This is a genomic window from Streptomyces sp. NPDC053431 (genome assembly GCF_044544925.1).
Taxonomy (GTDB): Bacteria; Actinomycetota; Actinomycetes; order Streptomycetales; family Streptomycetaceae; genus Streptomyces.
In genome coordinates this window covers 256791-274477 of sequence record NZ_JBITXX010000012.1, presented here as the reverse complement: position 1 = coordinate 274477, position 17687 = coordinate 256791, and the positions used below count along the sequence as shown (strand labels likewise).

The following is a 17687-nucleotide window of genomic DNA, read 5'->3' as shown; positions in this document are numbered from 1 at the left end:
CCGGTACGACAAACTTGCCGTCCGCTACGAAGCGACAGTGCTGGTCGCAGCCATCAACGAATGGCTGTGACCAGCACTTTCACAACAGGCCCTAGTCCCGCACGGTTGGACAGACCGGATCCGGGTGGTCTCCGTCCGTGACCTCGCCTGCGGACGGGTCTCCGGTCTGCCCGTGTCGTCGATGCTGATCGCGGGCCCGCTACCCCGGGCCTACGCCAGTTTGCTGGCCGCTCCTGCAGCGACGAGGCTGTTGGTCACAGCCGCTGGGCAATGGGAGGCTGAGCGAGCGGCACGGCAGGTGAGAACCACATTCCAGGCACTGGCCGAGTTGCGCGCGAAGACTGCGACGGAGAGCGCCGCCCGGTTCGGAACCCGTCCGATCCTGGTCCATCCAGCCGATGCGAACGTCGTTGTCCGGTTGGACACCACGGTGGTCAAAGCCGCCGACGTGGCTCAGGACCTGAACGACTCGCCGTGGGAGCCGTTTGGTCTCGATGTCCTGAAGGTCCTGGCCAGGGCCGGGGCGGCCGCTACCGACGCGGCGGAGACCCCGCCGCCGGCGCGTGGTGGTGACGGTGACTCCACGGCCCGAGTAGACGCGATCACCGTGGAATTCGCCGGCGGCCGCGCGATACTGATGAATCCCAACGACGTCGTCTATCGCAAGCGGCAGAAGAACACGCGCCAGGTCGCGGCCAAATCCCTTCAGGCCGGTGATGTCGTCGCGCTTGTCGACGCCGCCGCGCGCAGGAACCTGTTCGACTCCATCATCGACGTCCTATCGGAACTGCCCACGTACGCGCCGCTCGCCGCGCTGATCGCGTTCTGGCACGAGCGGGTCGCACGCGTCTCCTACAGCGGTTGGACTTATCGGGAGATACTCACGGCGATGCGTAGCAATGCCGATCCGACGACGATCACGAGCGAGCAGACCATCGGAACATGGATCCGCGGGAACTCCGAGGGCCCAGAGGACGCGGCTGATGTCCGGCGCTTCGCGGAAGCGGTCCGCGACACCGAGTTGCTCCGCCGCGCGGGCCCGGTGGGCAAGGCGCTGTGCACGAACCGCACCATCCACCGGGCGGTTGGACGCTGGCTGTCCGGACAGATCACTGGCGCGCGCATGGACGGCCACGACGCACTCATCGACCCGGCCCTCGGGATCCACGTCGCCGACCTCCTCGAGGCCGTGACCTTGCACGAGGTCACGGCTGTCCAGGCCAAGCCAGTGCGCGTGCCAGCCAGCGCGATCGGCGTCCTCATGGAGCAATCCGCTGTCCCAGGGCTCACGAGCCCTCAGCTACCGAGGGGAGAGCGCGCTGATCTGAACAGATAGGGCTCAGCGCATGTGGCCTGACCCCACCCCATGCCTCTAGGCGGATTACAAAGTCCGGCGCCCGAGGCACCTTCCATGTCCTTCGTATCACTTGGGACGGAGCGAGAGACGATGGCCACCAAACCGGCGGCACCCTCAAACGGCACGACTGCTTTGAACTTCGAGGCGAAGATCCGCGATGCACTGCTCGCCTCGCTCGAACGGCACATCCTCACCGAAGCAGCCGGCGGGCATCTGCCCGCCCGCGTTCGCCTCACCGACGCGCAGAGGCGCGCGATCTGGCTCGGGCAGCTGTCCAGCGAACCGCAGTTGACTGCCGATCGCGCCAAGGGCCTCAGCGGCGATCGCCTGGTCCCGGCGGCGCAGGGCTTCTCATTTCGGCTCGCCGGGTCGGCTCCCGCCGAGGTCGACGTCGAGGTCAGCTTCGCGGTGTACATCGCTCTACATGCCTCCCAGGCCGAGCAGCGAGCGTTCACACACGCGGATACGGACAATGACGCCAGTGCAGCCACCACCCTCGCCACCCAGGTCGGCGGGAAGCCACCCGGCCGCCAACTGGCCGCAGTCTGGATGAAGGTGCCCGTCGGACCGGTCACCGTGCGCGTGGAGGTCCATGACGGGGCACGCGGGTCAATGCGCTTCGGTGACCAAGCCATTACCGACGCGATTCGAGCTGCTTTGCGTCCAGCCGCAGGTAGCGAGCCCTTTCGCCCCCGGCGCTCGGCGTCTCCGGCCGGATCCCTTCCGCGCGATCCCGACATGGCCGACGACGCGGCATGGCAGTCTTACTGCGCCAACAACCTGATCGCTGCGGCCGACGCCGCCCTCCCCCAGTTCGCCGCCGCACTCGACGTCGATGTCTTGGCGACTGAGGCAGGACGCGACGTCCTGATCACCCTCGTGAACACCACTCCCCCCGAGGATGCCCAGTTCGCCGACCAGGCGCTTACCATCCCCTTCGGCCGAAAGCACCTGGACACACGGCTGTACGAAGCCAGAGTCACGGCGCGCACGGACGCAGCCCTGGTCCCGTACACCCTGGAACAGGTAGCGAACTCCCACCGCTACGACCGCACCGTGCCCGCCTTCGGGCAGGCCTCCCCGGTAGTCGCGGCAACCGACCCCGCCACCGGCGTGACAACGTTCGAAACCGGTTATGGGGCGGCTGCCCTGACCCAGCGCCCCCACCCCCGGGCGACCTCCGGCAAGGGCGAGATCATCGACGCCAGGTTCGACGCCGTGATCGCCGACCCAGTCGGGGCGGTCACCGCGATCGTCGACGCCCACGCCGCGTGGGTGGCCGAGCACTGGTCGGACGCGCCCCTAACGGCACGCGCGACAACCCGAGGCTGGAGCGACGAAGCCATGGCGGAGGCCAAGCGGGATGCTGACACCGCCCGGGACGAGGTCGAGTGGATCCGCGCCGGCGTCCGCGCCATCGAGCGCGACGAGGTGCTACGTGAAGCCTTCGTCCTCGCCAACCGAGCCATGAAGATGGTGGGCGCGAACAAGGGGTACGACTCGTGGCGCCTGTTCCAGATCGCCTGGATGGTCGGCTGCCTTCCGGCCGTCGCGGACCCAGAAGCCGATCCCAGCGTGCAGATCGAGACCGTGCAGACCGGTGGCGGTAAGTCCGAGGCCTACCTCGGTGTCATGCTCATTCACCTGTTCCACGCCCGTCTCACAGGAGGAACGGCCGGCGTGAACGTCTGGGCGCGTTTCCCGTTGCGACTGCTGTCCACGCAGCAGACGGCTCGTTTCGCCGAAGCCGTGTTCGCGGCCGAGGTTCTGCGCCGAGACGATCCGCGGATCAGCGCCGGAGATCCGTTCGGCGTCGGCTTCTTCGTCGGTAGCACCAACACGCCCAACCGCATCTATGCGGCCAATAGTCGCTTCTCGAACGGCGTCGACCCGCATTCGCCGAAACTCGCCGAACGCTGCCGCGTCCTCGAGCACTGCCCCGCTTGCGACCCGTCCGGCAGCGGCCGCAAGGTCCTCGTCCAGTTCGACGAGGCCACTTGGACCATGCGGCACATTTGCCAGAACCCCGCTTGTAGGCTCTCCGGAGTACTGCCGATCTGGGTTGTCGACGACGACATCTATCGAAACGCCCCCTCCGTGCTGGTCGGGACTGTCGACCGGCTCGCTCAAATTGCCCAGAACAAGGCGTTCCAGATCATCTTCGGCCAGGCGCAGTCCCGATGCCCTCGCCACGGATACACACCGGACCCGACCTTCTGCGCCGTCTTCGGCTGCAAGGCCCTGCGGGTGCCGATCCCACCTGGGTTCGGGTCCCTGCGCTGCGAGATCGCCGACGAGCTGCACCTCCTGGAGGAGAGTCTGGGCGCCCTCGACGGCATGTACGAAACCCTCCTGCAGCGGATCGGCACCAGGCTCGGCAACCGGCCCCTCCACATCGTGGCCGCGACCGCCACCCTTGAGGGCTACGAGAACCAGGTGCTCCATCTCTACCAGCGTTCAGCCCGCCGCTTCCCCGCCCCCGGCCCTGACGCCGGCGAGACGTTCTTCTCCTACACCGACCCCGAGGATCCCTTGCGCCGCTACGTCGGAGTGCGGCCTCGCGGCATCACCATGGTCACCGCCGCCGCTGACGTGACCCGTATGTACGCCGCATGGCTCGAGCGATCCATCGCGAAGCCCGCCTCAGCGGCCGCCGACGCCGGACTCAACCACGCCGATCCACACGTCCTCACGGTAGTGGAGAAGGCACTACGCGATGACTACGCGGTCCTGCTCGGGTACTGCCTACGCAACGAGGACCTCTCCTCGTACACACGCGACGATCGCGTCAGGTCCCTGGTCGAGACCAGCGACAACCTCGCGATCATCTCCGGCAGCGCCGAGCCCGCCGCTGTCCGTGAAGCGGTCCGTCGGCTCGGTGCTCCACCAGAGGACCCCAGCCGCCGCATCCGGCTCATCGCCGCCACCAGGGCGATCGGCCACGGCTTCGACTCGCCGCGTCTCGGCGTCATGGTCCTCATGGGCACGCCCACCCAGGCGGCGGAAGTCATCCAGGCCACGGCCCGGGTCGGACGAACGCACCCCGGCTTGATCGTGCACGTGTTTAATCCGTCACGGGACCGCGATGCGTCTGTCTTCCGCTATTACACGGCCTGGATCACCTACCTCGACCGGCTCGTGCACAAGGTACCGGTCAACCGCGAGTCGCTGCCCGTGCTGCGCAGGGTGCTCTCTGGGGCTCTCATGGCCTGGAGCCTCCAGGTCTACGAGGTTCCATGGAGCACGTCGGGCAAAGGCCGGTACGCGCTCAGCAAGTCCGACCAGTTCCGCAAGGCCCTCGACGCGGGATTCCTCGACCGGACACTCCTGATCGAGGACCTGTCGGCTGGCCTAGGCCTCAACCCGGCCAACCACTACCACGACATGCACCGCGCGGAGGTCGCGCGCTACGTCGACGAGATGATGTCCGTCCTGGCCGTGTCTGGGGAGTCCAACACGAGGACGGCCGACCTCCTGGACCCGTCCGTTCCGCGCTCGCTGCGTGACATCGAGGCACCGATCACCATCCACGGAAACGTGTGAGGAGCGCTCAATGACCTACGACACGTTGAACCGCACCGCCACCCAAGCGCTGTGGAACCACATGCCAGGCCAGCCATACAACTGGGGCAACCAGGTGTCCGTCATCGGCGAGCCGCCCCGCCATGCCTCACCACTCGATGTCCCGGAAGCATGGCTCGCCCCGCTGTTGAAGCGACTGATCCGGCCCTTCGCCCAGCAGCGTTCCGGGATCCCGAACTCCGGTCCGGAACTCGACATCATCGAGCGTGGGCAATACAGCATCGTCGAGGCCCACGACCTGCAAGCCTCACGATTCCCAAACACATTCGTCTGCCGCGAATGCGGACACCTGAGCACCATCAATCCCACCAGTCAGACGCCGACTTGTCCCTCAGGACACGGCCTCAAGCCCCAGTTCCAGTTCGCCGAGGCCCATAACTGCGGCCTGCTCCGCGAGATCCAGGCCCCCAGGTGCGCCAACAATTGTTCCGGGCCGATGCTCCTGCGGAACTGGCGCGTGCTGGACACGCGTCAGTGGGTGTGGCAATGCGGCAAATGTGGCACGCGTGCAGAGCGACGTGTCGTCTACTGCCCCGACTGCAAGACCAGTCCCACATCTGTGCTGCGCGTGCCGCAAACCTCCCTCCACTATCCGCAGTCCTTGACCGTTATCAACCCGCCCACACGATCCGAGTACACCGGCCTGAAGGGCGACGCGATCGGCGCTGCCGCCATCGGACAACTCATCGGAGCGGTTGCCCCGGGCCTCGACGCGCTCCGCGCTGCGACCAGCGGAGGCGGTGGTGACGACAAACTGGCACAGGCCAAGGCGACCTGCGAGGCACTCGGGATCCACCCCGACGACCCTTTGTACGAGTCGATGATGGACAAAGCCCGTCAGGCCGCCGTGTCCGTAGGCGGATGGCAGAAGGAGGTCGAGTCTCTGTCGCTTCCCCCAGAGACTTTGGAGGTCATCGGCGACGAGGCGTTCTCCCTCACCCGTGCCGCAGCGGCGCCATCACTCAACGTCGATGCCCTGCTGAGGAATGCCCCGTCGGCCGATCTGATCCCTACCTACGGCGACTACCGCACGCTTTTCGATCGATACAAGCTGGCCGACGTTTCCCTGCTGCGCGAACTTCCGATCGCGAGTGTCGTCGCCGGCTACACGAGAATCTCGGCCCACGCCGTCCAGCAGACACGGGCCGGCGACAAGGGAACGTGGTTCAAGTTCTTCCCAGCGTCCAACAGCAAGTATCCGATGTACGGCAAGCGGACCGAGACGGAGGGCTTGCTCGTCCGCGTAAAGCCGCTGGAAGTAATCCGCTGGCTGGTCGACTCCGGCGTCGTTCCCGACCCCGGGGTCACGGACGAGTCGAACGCGTACAAGTGGCTGCTACGGGTCCGAGAACCAGTCGTCGATATGTTCAACGCTCCGGAACAGCGGATCACCCGCAGCGTCCTCGGGCTGCTCCACTCGATGTCTCATCGGTTCATGAAGGCAATCGCCGCCCGGTGCGGACTCAATATCGACTCGCTCGCCGAGTATCTCTTCTCATCAGCACTGACGTTCCTCGTCTACGCCAACACCCGTAGCGACTTCACTTTGGGGGGAATTGAGCACGTATATCGCTACGACCTCGCCGACGCGTTGTCTGAGCTCGCCGCCGATCCCCGGTGCGTCTTCGACCCGCCATGCCGCCGCTCCTTCGGAGGTGCATGCGCGGCCTGCTTGCACACCAGTGAAATCTCGTGCGAGCGGTTCAACACAGTTCTGGACCGCAACCTCCTGTTCGGAACCCTGCCTGCCGTAGATGGCACGGCACCCGACCAGGCGTCCGACGAAATCACATGGCAGGCGTTCTGGGCTCCGTGAGCGACTGGGCCTTCATCGTCCGTTCAAGGCCGCCAAGTTTGCTGACCTTGAGGACTCTCTCGAGGTGGTGGCAGTAAGCGGGGCAGGGCGGGCCCGCGGTCAACCGTGGTTTCGGCAAGGAGGGCAGCGACGTGGGCTCCTCGCCTGTCCAGGGGCCCCCGCCCGAATCGTCCACACCGCCTGCCGTTCCTCCCCGGCCGAGGCCCGCACAGATGGTTGTCGCGCATCTTGGTCCGTCGGCTCTCCTGTGCAGACACGGCCTGGCCGAACAAGTCGATGGCCTCGTCCAGCGCACCGGCGAGCCTGAGCGGAGAGTCTCCCCTGAAGGCTAGTCAATGAGACTAGGTTGCGACGGGCCACGGCCATCGCCCGTCGCCCCAAGATAGTCGGGATTAGGCACCATCTCGCGGTGGAGATACCGCAGGTCGGCTCCACAACGCAGCGCGAGTCGTTCCTGGCGCGTCTGGTCGGCCGTTGAGACAGTCTCGCCGTTGCGGGTCGTGATGACGATCGCGGGCCGCTCCGTCGAGTCGATGGCCTCATTCAGCGCGGCCCAGACGAGGTCACGAAAGTTCCCGGACCGACCCCAGCAGATGTATCGAGTGGCGTCGCCGGCGATGGCATAGCAGTGGTTCGGCTTCTCCCCGACCGAATCGGGCTTCATCATCCAGCCACTGCCACATGCCGCACGAACGATTTCCTCCGGCCCCTGGAACCGATTTACCGCGTAGCGGGCATAGTTCCCGATCCCCTCCTGCGCTCGGGCGTACTCCTTCATGGGGACATCCTTGATCCAGACCCGGGCGTCCTTCTCCGGCCCGTAGGCGAGCAGCACTCCGCCGACCTTGGGGTCCTCGATCCATCGCCGGTACTGGTTCGTCTTCTCGGTGAGGCTCAAGAACTCCCAGTCCATGTCGTTGGCCTGCTGGTAGATCTCGATGAGAAGGCGCTCCCGAATGGGTGCCGGCAGCTGTTGCAAGGCCATGGTGATTACTCCTGGGGTGCGCGGGTGGCGGGGAACTGGAGTCGGTGCTCGTCGTACGCGGTCTCAAGACTGGCCGCGTCCTTGATCCACTCGTCCATGAGGGTGGCCACCTTCTGGTCGCTGAAGTCGATGTTCGACGGGGTGATCTTCGCCAGGGTCTCGATCTCGCCATCCCCGTCAAGCGCGCGCTTGAGCTTGAGCGCGGCAGCGATGCGGCGGAGGTCGCTGACGAAGTCCAAAACCGTAACGCGCTCCTTTCCCTCGCGCAGCCGGAGGCCTCGCCCGAGCTGCTGAACGAAGATGCGGCGGGAGTGAGTGACTCGCGCGAAGCAGAGGATATTCACGTCCGGTACGTCCACGCCCTCGTTGAGGATGTCGATCGCCGTCAGGATGGGCACTTCGCCAGCCCGGAAGGCGAGTAGGCGGTTCTGCCGCTCCCTCTTGGTGAGTCCCGCGTGGATGGCGAGGGCACCTGACCAAAGGGGCGTGCGCCGCAACAGGTCAGCGAGCCGCTCAGCATGTTCGATAGTCCGGCAGAACACAATGGCTCGAGGATTGCGCGTGCCGGCCCATGCGGTGGCCAGCTCGTCGCGGATGGCTTCATCCCGCTGCGGTATGAAGAGCTTGGCGTTGAGTTCGGCCAGGCCGTATGAGTGGTCGCTCGCCTCGCGGACGATATCCCAGTCGATGTCGTCGACGAACAGGCGGTAGTCGACCTGAGCGAGGTAGCCGCGTCGCATGCCCTCCTCGATCCCGAGGCTGAAGCTGGGGGCGCCGAGCTGATGGGTGATGTCGTGCTTGTCACCGCGCCATGGGGTCGCCGTGACGCCCAAATGCCTGGCCGAGTTGAGGAGTTCCAGGAGCTCGTCGTATTGACCTTCTTCACCCACGTGGTGGGCTTCGTCGATCATGACAAGACCTGGGCGGTACCCGAAGCGCGCGGCCGAGAGCGCCGAGCCGACCGTCGCGCAAGTGAGGCCGGAGAGATCGTCGGGGCGGGTGTCACCCGTGAGGATCCGCGTCGGAACATCCTTGGGCAGGTGCCGCCAGAGAGCCCGTTCAAGCTGCTGGACAAGGTCTTTCGCGTGCGCGACGACCAGGACCTGGTCCTGGGGGGCACGTCGCAGGTGCGCCGCGATCACCTCGCCCCCGACGACCGTTTTACCCAGGCCGGTGGCAAGCACAAGGAGCGCACGGCCCGAGGCATCGAGATCGGAGGTCAGTGCCTGGAGCGCCTCGGTCTGGTACGGCCGTGGCGTCACTCTCCCAAAACGGGGCGGTACCCGGTCGAAGCTGGTCGTCAGGTCCGTACCGCCCCACAGGAGGATCGCAGGACCTAGGCGTGCCAGATTCGCCACCCGCTTCCGAGCCTCAGGGCTGAAGCGAGTGTTGGTGACTACGACGGCTTTGTGGGCGCGATAGTGATCCCGTGCGCGGGCGACCTCATCCACCGCGTCGGCTCCTACGGCTCCGTGTCGCTTCCACTTGCACTGGATCACCCAGGTCTCGCCCTTGTGGAAGGCAAGGATGTCGCCCCCTTCGTCACCGGAGCCGTCGATGTTGGACACATCGGAGAAGCCCAGGTGCCACAGGAGGCGTTCAATGCGGCGGGGAAACTGCAGTGGGCCGGAGTCCAGGAGGGAGGCGGCGTCAAGGAATCGCATGCCGCTCTCCTAGGTGTTGTCGGCGAGGTCGCGCGCGATGAGTCTGCAGCTAATCCTGATCCGGGCCAGTTCCTCCACGTCTAGGCGTGGACGGTGCTGTTCCAGGAGCGCGAGGTCGCCCAGGGGGTTGATCAGTCGTTCCACGACGAGCGCTCGAGCGCCGGGATCGCTCAGAGCGATGTACCCGCGCTTGAAGACGCACCCGTCGAGGAAAGTCTCCGGGGAGTCCTGGATGATGCGGATGACGGCGCTGGCCGGGACATAGCGGATGAATTCACCGCTGGAGATCGCGTCGTTCCAGGGGGACGCTCCGTCGGCCTCGACCGCGAATCGGCGCTCGGCGTCAGCTCGTTCATCCTTCGTGAGCAGGAGCCAGTGCACCGCCGGGTTCGCCGACACGGGCGCCACCATCGCCATGCGCACCTGCTCCAGAAGCCTCTCGGATTCCTCCGCCGTCGCCGCCGGCGTCAGTCGAGGGCTGGAGGTGTGGCTCTTGAGCTGTGCCACGATCTCGCTCAAGGGCATCGACACGATGTTCGCCCGTACCCGCATGAACTCCGCGACCTCGACTAGTGCCAGGTCGCGCATGTCCGCGCCATGTTCGCGGAAGAGCGAGTGGCCGGTGTCGACGAAGACGTCCAGATGCGGGGCTCGGACCATCGAGACGATCACAGGCGCGGGCCGCTCATCCTTGGTGACGAGGTTCTGTCCGCGGACCGCCCAGGCTGTCAAATCCACGCGGCCCAATTCTTCAAGATAGTACGAGCCTGTCAGGTCCACGATGGGGTCGGCGCTGTCTCGGTATCGCTCGAGCCGCTGATCCAGCGTCTCCACCGGCACGATCTCGTCCTCGGGCGGTTCTTGACCAGCCGCGGTCGGGCCTGTCGCGCCCGGCGCCGTACCGCCTTCCGGCGCGTCATCCGAGTCGAGGAGTCCAGCCCCGAACCCGGGGAGGATGTCGTCGTTCTCCGGTTGCGGGTCGACCACTATCGGGTTGTCGTGCTGGTAGGCGGCTCGGTACCAGACCTCGTCGGTCTGGTAGTCGTAGTCGCCCTTCCGCATCAACCCGGCCCACTTCGCCGCCGTCTCGTGGAGAGCGTTACGCCCATCGCCGGGGATCAGGTAGTTGAGCCCCGGGTCCTGGCGACGGAACCCAGCGTAGAGCAGGGCGAGAGGGCTGCGGTTCTCCGGCAGTCCAAGGCTCTTGGCGATCTTGGGGCGCAGGGGACTGGTCCCGCGGACCTCGCGCAGAACTTGACGCCATTCGGCTGTATCGAACTCGAACGCGGTCTTCTGATAGTTCGGAGTGACGTGGTCGCAATGGATCTCACCAACGATCCGCCCCATCGGCACGGCTCCGGAGTCGATGGGGTACTCCAGCTCAGCCTCCGCGATGCCGTCCTCGTCTTCCCAGTAGAAGACTCGCTTGTCCTTGAGCATGATCTTGCGCCCGTTGCGGAGGAAGTCCAGCCCGTAGTCGGTGCGGTGGAGGTAGCGCTGGATCCCGATCCAGCCCCAGATCCTGCGCTCCCGCAACTCCAGGCGATCCTGACCGCATTCCTCGCAGTGCTCCGCGTCGGCGCTGCTCCAGTACCCGCACGCCATGCACGCGTTCTTGGTGCTCAGAACGCGGTCGATCCTCTGTACGGCATGGATCTCCACGCCCTGGCGGGTGACGATCCGCTTCTCATCCCAGACACAGGGCAGGCGTGGCCTGACCTTCTTACCGTTGAGCGTGAGCAGGAAGCCCTTCTCCGCCAGCAGGTAGCTGTAGACGTCTCCCAGTTTCTCCCGGATCACGCTCTGCGTCTGAGGGCGACAGAGCGTGGCGTACTGCTCCTGCTTGAGTTCGCTGATCGTGACCGTGGTGCCGTGCTCGTCGCGATTGGTCTTAGGCACCAAGCGGTACGGTGCCTGGTACTTGGAGGAGTTGGCGATCCGCGCCAGGTCCAGGGTCACCTCAATCCAGTCCGGATCGCCCGCCCGGCTGGTGCGTACCGTGGTACGCCGACCGAGCCGGGCTGTACTGATGTTGAAACCCATGCCGAACAGGCCGAGGGAGCCATGTCGACCGTTGCTCGTCCAGCCCGCGCTGATGGCGTTGGTGACGGCCTCCAGGCTCATGCCCCGCCCGTTGTCCTGCACCTTGATCTCGGCTGTCGCACGCTGCGAATTGGCCGGGGGGAGCGAAACCGCGACCGAGGGCCGATCGACCGTTCCGCCGGCCGCCTGGAACTCATCGAAGGAGTTGTCGATCAACTCGGCCAGGCACTGCCAGTGAGAGAACTCGATGTCGCCAAGCACACCCAAGATGCGTGGGTGTGGCGTGACGTTGATGTACTGGTTCTCGGTCACAGTCGTCCCCCGTCTTCGTCGTGATCAGATGCGTGGCTGGCGGACGCGAAGCGCGCCCACCAGCGTCTAGGCGCCCCCGCCGGCCCCGGTCCCGGGGCATCCACCAACATGGCGTCAACCCTAATAGGCGGCACCGGTACCTGCGGGACATAGATCTCGAAACCCCTGCTGGAACCACTCCGCACCCTGCCCTGGGGAGTGCCACCGCGGTTCACCGCTTGCGAGACTCGCATCATGATCCGGGAACCAGCGCAAGTCACCATCGACTCGAGCGGCCGGGTGGAGATCCCCTTGGGGATTCTCGCCGAGGCAGGTCTCGACACGGGGAGTGTCGTCCTCGCGTACAGCGATGGTGACGGCCGCATCGTGCTGCGCAGGTTGACCGACGCCATCGACGACCTACTGCATGGCGAGGGGCTGTAACCGCAGCTAGCCGGTCGCGCGGCGGACCGCTGAGATGACCCGTCGTGCCACCTCCTCCGGTGCCTCGTGCTCCCAAGCCCGGATGACCGTCCAGCCCGCTTCCTCCAGGATCCGGTTGGTCTCGGCGTCCCGCCGCTGGTTCTCGGCGAACTTTTCCGTCCAGAAGTCCTTGTTCTTCGTCGCTGGTCGATGATGCTCCGGGCAGACGTGCCAGAAGCAGCCGTCGACGAAGACCGCGACTCGGGCCTTAGGGAACAGCACATCCGCGCTACGCCGGAGGCCCTGGATCGGCGGTGCGTTGACCCGGTAGCGAAGCCCTTCCTTGAATAGGAGGGACCTGAGGGCCTTCTCGGGCTTCGTATCCCTTCCACGATTACCTTTCATCGAGGCACGGACCGCCGGCGTCGAGGCTGTCGAGCCCTCGGGCAACGTCTCCTTCCTCAAGAGGCCCTTAGCCCAGGCCAGCCGCCATCCCTCAGCGAGGTTGGCCTCACGGCTGTCGTATTCGACCTCACCCAGATAGCGCTCTGGGGACTTCCTTCCGTCGCCCCACCGCAGTGACGCACGGATGCGTCGCGTCTTGGGCAGGACCCTCAATGAGACCGAGGCGTGAGCCACGCGGCCGTCACCCAGGTCAATCTCACGCCGATGGCGACCGCCCGCCGCTTTGTCCTGTTCGGCGGACAGAGCCTTCCGGGTCCTTCCCGACCGCCCTTTCCAGGCGCGCTCGGGGGGCAGCCTGTCGTTCCAGCGGCTCTGAGGTGGCTTCGCCACATCAATCACGTCCTTGGCCCCGACGCAGCATCGAGAGCCTTCGCCACCGCATTGGCGAATACCGCGCCAAGCTTCACCGGGACCGCGTTGCCCAGCTGCCGCATCTTCTCCCCGCGAGGTCCTTCGAGCTTCCAATCGTCGGGGAAAGTCATGACGCGGGCCGTCTCGCGCACAGTCATGTACCTGTGCCTGTAGGTAGTGCCTCCGGGGGTCTCCAGATCATCGGTCAGCATCACGGACTCCCCGCCCGGGACGCCATGCACGCCGGCCTTCACGGTCTTGGCGGGACGGTCCAGTTCATTGGGCGTGTGGCCCTTGTAGATCCGAGCGCCGGGCCACCCGATGTGATCGGTGAACCCACCGGCGCGATACTCATTGCGGTCAAGCCTGTCCCAGGGGACCTTCGGCAGGGGCTTGCCCTCGTTCTCGTCAATGCCGGCGATGGCGTCCCGGAAGGTGCGCCAAGGCTTCGATTCGTCCGAAATGAGTGAGACGTCCTTACGGATCCCGGCCCTGGCCCTGGCCATGGCCAGGGCGCGCACGTGATCGGGGACTTCGGGATGGCGCTTCCAGTAGGAGTCGTCGGAATCGTCAAGCATGGACCGGAATAGCGCCTGCTCGGAGTACTGGGGAAGCACATCCTCGTTGAACTGGTCGATGTCGACACCGAGGTCCTCGCGGAAGGCGACGATGATGATGCGGTGCCTGATCTGGGGGACCCCGTAATCGGCGGCGTTAACGCGCGTCATCACCACCTTGTAGCGCTCCGACGGATCACCGGCGGCCCCGCGCCTGACATCGATGAGGGCCCGATCATGCTCCTGCCAAGGGATCTCGGGATCTCGCAGCTCGAAGGGCATCTCCATCTCGCGCAAGATGTAGTCGAGGTACGGCTTGAACGATGGCCTGAGCAGTCCCACGACGTTCTCGCAGATGACGGCCTTCGGCCTGATCTGCCGCATCGCCTTGAACATCTGCGGGAACATGTTGCGCTTGTCCTCGTCCCCCTTGGCGATCCCGCCCAGACTGAACGGCTGGCACGGCGGACCGCCAGCGAGCACGTCGACATGACCCCGCAGATACCGCATATCCAGGTCCTGGACGTCGCCCGCCACCAGAGGCCACGGCTCCCCGGGCTCGGGGATGCGCTCCTCGTCCCCCCGAGGCTTCGCCCCGTTCGCCTCCAGGGTCTGACACGCTCGCGGGGCGAACTCGTTGAACAGCAATGGCCGGAAGCCCGCCCCGTGGACCGCCATGGCGAGGCCCCCCGCGCCCGCGAACAGCTCGACCCCGGTGCGATCACGCTTTGACTCTTCTTGCAGTTCAACCATTGCGAAAGCATACCGCGGAAATCTGACCACCGTGACCGTTGTCGAGAGGTTCCCCTCACTTTCACGAGTGTCCGAAGATGGTTCGGTTAGGTACTCCCAGCAATTCACCGGCCGAGGCATCACCGAGCTCAGCCGCAGGTCGCTCGGGCGTCCGAGACCAGAAACGAGGGCTCAGATCGCGACCCCGCGCGCGGCATCGACTGGACCGTCAGGCCCCGGGTCACCGAGCACGCTGTCGGGTAACGGAGTCGACACATCTCGTCCGCCCTGCCAGGCTCGTGCGAGCGTACTGGCCAACGGACACGGGAGGCGGCCGGACGGCCACCTCCCATATCCCCTCACCCGATCACCGCGATAGTGCTCCGTGACCACGGGCCGAGCGGCGCTCCCACGGCCGGGCGGTCACGAACGCGGCGGCCTGCCACGCCAGGCCGCGAACAAGCCCAAACCGACGCTCGTCACCGCGGTGAACGCCTCGGGGCCGGCGAGCATAAAGACACCCGCCGAGAGCGTGATCAGGACCAGCAGCGCGACGAGGTCGAGAACTCGATCCCGAGGGGACGCCACCTCCGCCGAGTCGTGCGTAAGGGCAGGCCGCTGAGCCGGGGACGGAGTGGTCTTTTCGATTTCATCCATGCGCCCAGCACACCAGCCCCACCCGCCATGCCTCATACAGCGCGAACGAACCCGGTTAGACTCGATCGCCGCAGGCCACCGCCGTACGGCGTGGCACAACGAACGAACACGCACTCTGTACGGTGGTGTTCGGCGAAATTCGGTCCTGTTCGGCAACCAGCGTCCTACGCTGAGCCCCACAGACCATCGGGGGGACGTACGTGGACGCTTCCGGGGCCGCGTTTGATCGCGAACTCAAGGGCTTCGCCGCCAACCTCCGGAAGTTGCAGGTCGATTGCGGCCGCCCCTCCCAGCGCGACATCAGCCGGGCCGCGCCCAAAGGGCGGTCGTTGTCACCCTCCGCGATCAGCGAAGCCCTCGCTGGAAAGCGCCTGCCCAGGCTCGACTTCCTCATCGCCCTCGTCCGGACAATGCTGAGTCTCTCTAGCGACCGCCGGTCTCCAGTCAGCCGCGATGATCCGGCAGTCGAGTCATGGCGTACGGAGTGGACCCGGCTCGAACAGCTGCGCACCGAGGCTCGCTACGCGCCCTCGGCATCCGAGCCGGTGCGAACGCCTGTCCCAGTTGACGCCTCACTGACCGTGCCGGCTCTCGATGCGCCGGTCCTTTTGACAAACTCGCCTGCGCCGATGCAGAGCAGCCGACGCCTGAGATTTCGTCCCGTGCTGCCGGCGCTGCCCCACTCCGGCTTCGTATGGTCGGTCGCGTTCTCCCCCGATGGCAAGCTGATCGCCGCCGCCAGCGCCGCCGGAGTGGTGGCGCTCTGGGACCCAGCCACCCGCCTAGCTGTCGGTGAACCCATGATCGGTGGCGAGAGCACTATGAGGTCAGTCGTGTTCTCACCCGACGGCAGCCTGCTCGCCGCCGCCAGCGATGACGGCAATGTGCGGCTTTGGGACCCGGCCACCCATGATGAGGTCGAAGTACTCCCGACCACGAAGGACATCGCGGTCACAGAGGTGGCGTTCTCCCCTGACGGCACCCTGCTGGCCGCCGCCAGCTTCGATTGCACGGTGCGCCTTTGGGATGCTCACACCCACGCAGCCGTAGGTCAGCCGCTGACTGGCCACACCGGAGCCGTCACAGCGGTGAGGTTCTCCCCCGACGGCGGCCTGCTCGCCACCGCCAGCTTTGACGGCATGGTGCGCCTTTGGGATCCGACCACTCGCCAGAAAGTCGGCAAGCCCTTGATGGGTCATTCCGGTCCCGTCAGGTCTGTGGCCTTCTCCCCCGACGGCAGCCTGCTCGCCACCGCGAGCGACGACGGCATGGTGCGTCTTTGGGACCCGGCCACCCACCAGACCGTCGGAGCACCCCTCGGCCACACCGGCTCCGCCAGGGCCGTCACGTTCTCCCCCGACGGCAGCCTGCTCGCCACCACCGACGTCGACGGCATCGTGCGTCTTTGGGACCCGGCCACCCACCAGACCGTCGGAGCACCCCTCGGCCACACCGGCTCCGCCACGGCCGTCACGTTCTCCCCCGACGGCAGCCTGCTCGCCACCGCTGGTTACGATCAGACAGTGCGGCTATCGAAAGCCGAGGAGGCCCCGCCTGTGCCTGTCCCGGCGCAGCGTGCGGGTCACGGCGAGAACTCGCACGAAAGCCTGATCGCTGAGAACACCGAACTGCGCACTCGAATCGACCTCCTGGCCACGCGGGGCCTCGCCAGTAGAAGTGTCCTCACCGCGCTCAAGAACGGCGAAGGTATCTCTCTGGCCCCTCTGATCGGCCACCGCAACGCGGTCTGGTCGGTGGTCTTCTCCCCCGACGGAACCCAACTCGCGACAGCCAGTGCCGACGACACGGTGCGGTTCTGGGACCCGGCCGACCGGCGATCAGTCGGCAGACCCCTGACGAATCACCGTGACTCGGTGATGGCTGTGGCGTACTCCCCCGACGGTGCCCTGATCGCAACGGCGGACCGCGGCGGCGCGGTACGCCTGTGGGACGCGGCCACCCGGGTGCCGGCAGGTAGCCCATTGGCCGACCACCTCGGCCCCATCACATCGGTGGTCTTCTCTCCCACCGGCACCCTGCTCGCCGTCGCCAATGATGGTGGCGCCGTGCGACTGTGGACGCCCACCACCCAACAGGATTCCGGTAGCCCATTGACCGGCCACCACGGGCTCGTCACTGGGGTCGCCTTCTCCCCTGATGGAAAGTTGATCGCCACCGCCACCGATGCCGGCACAGTACCGCTGTGGGACACAGTCAGTCGCAAGTCGATTGGAGAGCTCCTTGGCGGCCATAGTGGCTCTGTCAGCTCGGTGGCCTTCTCCCCCGACGGCAACCTGATCGCCACCGCCGGCGATGATCACTCGATACAGCTATGGGACGCGACTACCCACCAGCCAGTTGGAAAGCCACTAACGGGCCACGATGACGCCGTCGCGGCGGTGGCTTTCTCCCCCGACGGCAACCTGATCGCCACGGCCAGCAATGATCACACTGTGCGTCTTTGGGACCCGGCCACCCACCAACCCGTGGGAGAACCTCTCACCGGCCATCATGACGCCGTGACGGCAGTCGCCTTCTCCCCGGACAGTTCCGTGCTCGCCACCGCAAGTATCGATCGCACCGTTCGGTTGTGGGTGCCTCCGTTGGTGAGCAGTCTCGTCGGATCTCGAGGTTGATCCGCTAGAGCCACTAGCTTGCGCCCGCCGCTGGACGAGCGCACAAGCTCGAAGATCGAGGGAAGCCGCCCGCTCTGCCTAAGAGGTCGTCTCAACTGGCTTGATCACTAGGCTGACGGCCGTGATGG

At 66.1% G+C, this 17687-nt stretch carries 11 protein-coding genes; 5 read left to right on the top strand and 6 right to left on the bottom strand.

The window, feature by feature from the left end:
* Positions 1–172: 172 nt before the first annotated feature.
* From ACIGXE_RS26480 to ACIGXE_RS26470, 3 genes are all read left to right on the top strand, one after another.
* Complete coding sequence (locus ACIGXE_RS26480) at positions 173–1336, top strand: hypothetical protein (RefSeq protein WP_399751378.1); 1164 nt, start codon at positions 173–175, stop codon at positions 1334–1336.
* 111 nt (positions 1337–1447) lie between these two features.
* Positions 1448–4900 (top strand): hypothetical protein, encoded by a 3453-nt coding sequence (locus ACIGXE_RS26475; RefSeq protein WP_399751377.1) that lies wholly within the window; start codon positions 1448–1450, stop codon positions 4898–4900.
* A gap of 10 nt (positions 4901–4910) precedes the next feature.
* Positions 4911–6755 (top strand): hypothetical protein, encoded by a 1845-nt coding sequence (locus ACIGXE_RS26470; protein WP_399751376.1) that lies wholly within the window; start codon positions 4911–4913, stop codon positions 6753–6755.
* 328 nt (positions 6756–7083) lie between these two features.
* Here the strand turns inward: ACIGXE_RS26470 and ACIGXE_RS26465 are convergent, their stop codons facing one another.
* From ACIGXE_RS26465 to ACIGXE_RS26455, 3 genes are read right to left on the bottom strand one after another with little or no spacing between them, the layout of a single operon-like run.
* Positions 7084–7740 carry a hypothetical protein gene (locus ACIGXE_RS26465; protein WP_399751375.1) on the bottom strand — a complete coding sequence of 219 codons (657 nt, stop codon included), beginning with the start codon at positions 7738–7740 and terminating at the stop codon, positions 7084–7086.
* A 5-nt stretch (positions 7741–7745) separates the two neighbouring features.
* Complete coding sequence (locus ACIGXE_RS26460; protein ID WP_399751374.1) at positions 7746–9404, bottom strand: DEAD/DEAH box helicase family protein; 1659 nt, start codon at positions 9402–9404, stop codon at positions 7746–7748.
* A gap of 9 nt (positions 9405–9413) precedes the next feature.
* Entirely contained in the window at positions 9414–11759 is a 2346-nt protein-coding gene (locus ACIGXE_RS26455) for an ATP-binding protein (protein WP_399751373.1), read from the bottom strand.
* A 234-nt stretch (positions 11760–11993) separates the two neighbouring features.
* On the opposite strand from ACIGXE_RS26455, the gene ACIGXE_RS26450 reads away from it, so the two are divergent.
* A complete protein-coding gene (locus ACIGXE_RS26450; RefSeq protein WP_399751372.1) occupies positions 11994–12182 on the top strand; it encodes an AbrB/MazE/SpoVT family DNA-binding domain-containing protein in 189 nt (62 codons plus the stop codon).
* A 6-nt stretch (positions 12183–12188) separates the two neighbouring features.
* On the opposite strand, the gene ACIGXE_RS26445 is transcribed toward ACIGXE_RS26450, so the two are convergent.
* The 3 genes from ACIGXE_RS26445 to ACIGXE_RS26435 all read right to left on the bottom strand — a co-directional run bounded on the left by ACIGXE_RS26445 (position 12189) and on the right by ACIGXE_RS26435 (position 14923).
* A complete protein-coding gene (locus ACIGXE_RS26445) occupies positions 12189–12956 on the bottom strand; it encodes a very short patch repair endonuclease (RefSeq protein ID WP_399751371.1) in 768 nt (255 codons plus the stop codon).
* 5 nt (positions 12957–12961) lie between these two features.
* Positions 12962–14287 (bottom strand): DNA cytosine methyltransferase, encoded by a 1326-nt coding sequence (locus ACIGXE_RS26440; protein WP_399751370.1) that lies wholly within the window; start codon positions 14285–14287, stop codon positions 12962–12964.
* Between the two features lie 402 nt (positions 14288–14689).
* Complete coding sequence (locus ACIGXE_RS26435; RefSeq protein WP_399751369.1) at positions 14690–14923, bottom strand: hypothetical protein; 234 nt, start codon at positions 14921–14923, stop codon at positions 14690–14692.
* Between the two features lie 200 nt (positions 14924–15123).
* Here ACIGXE_RS26435 and ACIGXE_RS26430 point away from each other — a divergent pair, with 200 nt between their 5' ends.
* The gene (locus ACIGXE_RS26430; protein WP_399751368.1) at positions 15124–17559 is read left to right on the top strand and encodes a WD40 repeat domain-containing protein; all 2436 of its coding nucleotides are present in this window, start codon (positions 15124–15126) and stop codon (positions 17557–17559) included.
* Positions 17560–17687 lie beyond the last annotated feature (128 nt).

Excerpts from the sequence above, each read along its gene's own strand:
- ACIGXE_RS26435 (WP_399751369.1), bottom strand. The coding sequence starts at position 14,923 with ATGGATGAAATCGAAAAGACCACTCCGTCCCCGGCTCAGCGGCCTGCC.
- ACIGXE_RS26470 (WP_399751376.1), top strand. The coding sequence starts at position 4,911 with ATGACCTACGACACGTTGAACCGCACCGCCACCCAAGCGCTGTGGAAC.
- ACIGXE_RS26475 (WP_399751377.1), top strand. The coding sequence starts at position 1,448 with ATGGCCACCAAACCGGCGGCACCCTCAAACGGCACGACTGCTTTGAAC.
- ACIGXE_RS26465 (WP_399751375.1), bottom strand. The coding sequence starts at position 7,740 with ATGGCCTTGCAACAGCTGCCGGCACCCATTCGGGAGCGCCTTCTCATC.
- ACIGXE_RS26440 (WP_399751370.1), bottom strand. The coding sequence starts at position 14,287 with ATGGTTGAACTGCAAGAAGAGTCAAAGCGTGATCGCACCGGGGTCGAG.
- ACIGXE_RS26460 (WP_399751374.1), bottom strand. The coding sequence starts at position 9,404 with ATGCGATTCCTTGACGCCGCCTCCCTCCTGGACTCCGGCCCACTGCAG.
- ACIGXE_RS26450 (WP_399751372.1), top strand. The coding sequence starts at position 11,994 with ATGATCCGGGAACCAGCGCAAGTCACCATCGACTCGAGCGGCCGGGTG.